Source organism: Arthrobacter sp. JCM 19049 (assembly GCF_001310435.1).
The window spans coordinates 1-1,522 of sequence record NZ_BAXF01000503.1 but is presented as its reverse complement, the minus strand read 5'-3'; the positions used below and the strand labels follow the sequence as shown (position 1 = coordinate 1,522).

Annotated in this window: 1 protein-coding gene; it reads left to right on the top strand. The window is 68.5% G+C overall.

The window, feature by feature from the left end; all coding sequences use genetic code 11:
• Nucleotides 1–565, top strand: a 565-nt coding sequence (locus JCM19049_RS13835; RefSeq protein ID WP_279403242.1) for a hypothetical protein, incomplete at its 5' end; no start/stop codon positions are given.
• Between the last annotated feature and the right edge of the window lie 957 nt (nucleotides 566–1,522).

Genomic DNA, 1,522 nt, shown 5'->3' with positions numbered 1-1,522 from the left:
GTTCACCGACCTGGCCGGGCTGGTGGGGGCCACCCACCGGGCACCGGTCGCGTTGGGTGGGGCCAGCTGGGTCGAAGAGCACTACCGGGCGGTGATCCGCGCTCAACTGGCCGCGATCGCCGCGTTGGAAGCCACCGGGGCCCACCGGCTGGAAGTGGGCGAGTATGACCGGTTGCGGCAGAACCCGGCCGGCACCCAGGGCCCGGTGTTGTACGCGACCGGGCGGCCGGTGTACAAGGACACCACCGCGTTGCTGGAGTCCTGGGTCGGGATCAACTATTTCGAGGCCCGTACCCGGGTGGAGGACACCCACCGGGTCCAGGCCCGACGCAACAGTGCCGGGCAAGGCGCCGGCCCACGGTTTGAGCGGCTGGCCGGTTTGTTCCAGGATCCGGGCCGGGACCCGCGCCCGGTGCGGGACGCGGCCCGCCGGTTAGAGGCGTTGGAACCACCCACGGTGGGGCAGGAACTATCGGGGTGCTGCCAGGAGTCGCAGCCAGGGCCGGGGATGGGCGGTTGTTGGAGGAGCACGCCACCGAGATCCTGGTGGAGCATGACCCGGTGACCGCGGCGAAGCGGTTGACGGGGTTGTGTACCGGGTATCGGAAGGCGAACGAGTCGGTGGCCAAACCGGAGGTCGGGATTTTCCGTCGGGCGACCGTGTTGGGGGTGGATCAGTATTTGATCCGGGTGGAGGGGCTGGATGCGGAGTTGCTGCGTTCAGCGATCGCGCAGGCCGATAATCCACGTACCCAGGCCGGGGCCGCGGCCCGGAGCCTGTCCCGGTCCGGCAGGCCCGGACCCCAGGACAACACCCAGGACAACATCCTCTCTGGGGAAACAACCGGTCCTGGCCGTGGTGGGGGCCAGGGCTGTGCTGGTGAAGAGAGTGGGCAGGTTCCGGCATGGCTGGTCACGGATCAGCCGCCGCCACCCTGGGCGATCGATCCCGACACGGAACCAGGGGTTGCCGACACGGAACCAGGGGTTGCCGACACGGAACCAGGGTTGCCGACACGGAACCAGGGTTGCCGACACGGAATCAGGGACTGCTGCTGAAGCCACCCCGGCTGTCGATTCAGACGTCGGGTCAGGGGCTGCCGGTCCCGGGACTGTGTCACCACACAGCGGTGTTTCCGCACCCGATCGGCCGGGTACCGGTGCTGGTCGTGGAACGGCGTGTCCTGCCAGCACCCCGGCCCCGCAGGGATTCACCCAGCACCTGACCGAGCAGGACGAAACCGACCCAAACCCGACCGGGACAGATACGGCCGGGACAGGTGCGGCCGGGATGGCTGCGGGTACTGGTGTTCAAAGTGGTGCTGATGCTTCAGCTGGCGCTACCCGCCGAGTGATGGTGGTCTTGTTGAGGGGGTGGAGGTTGCGGTGCCGCGGCGCAGGCTGCAGGCCTTGCTGGATTTGATGCGGGCCCGGGTCACCGGGGCCGGGGCGTTGAAGACCATCGCCCCGCAGGTCGTGGTGTACATGCAGTTGCAGGACCTGATGGATCTGGCCGAAGGTC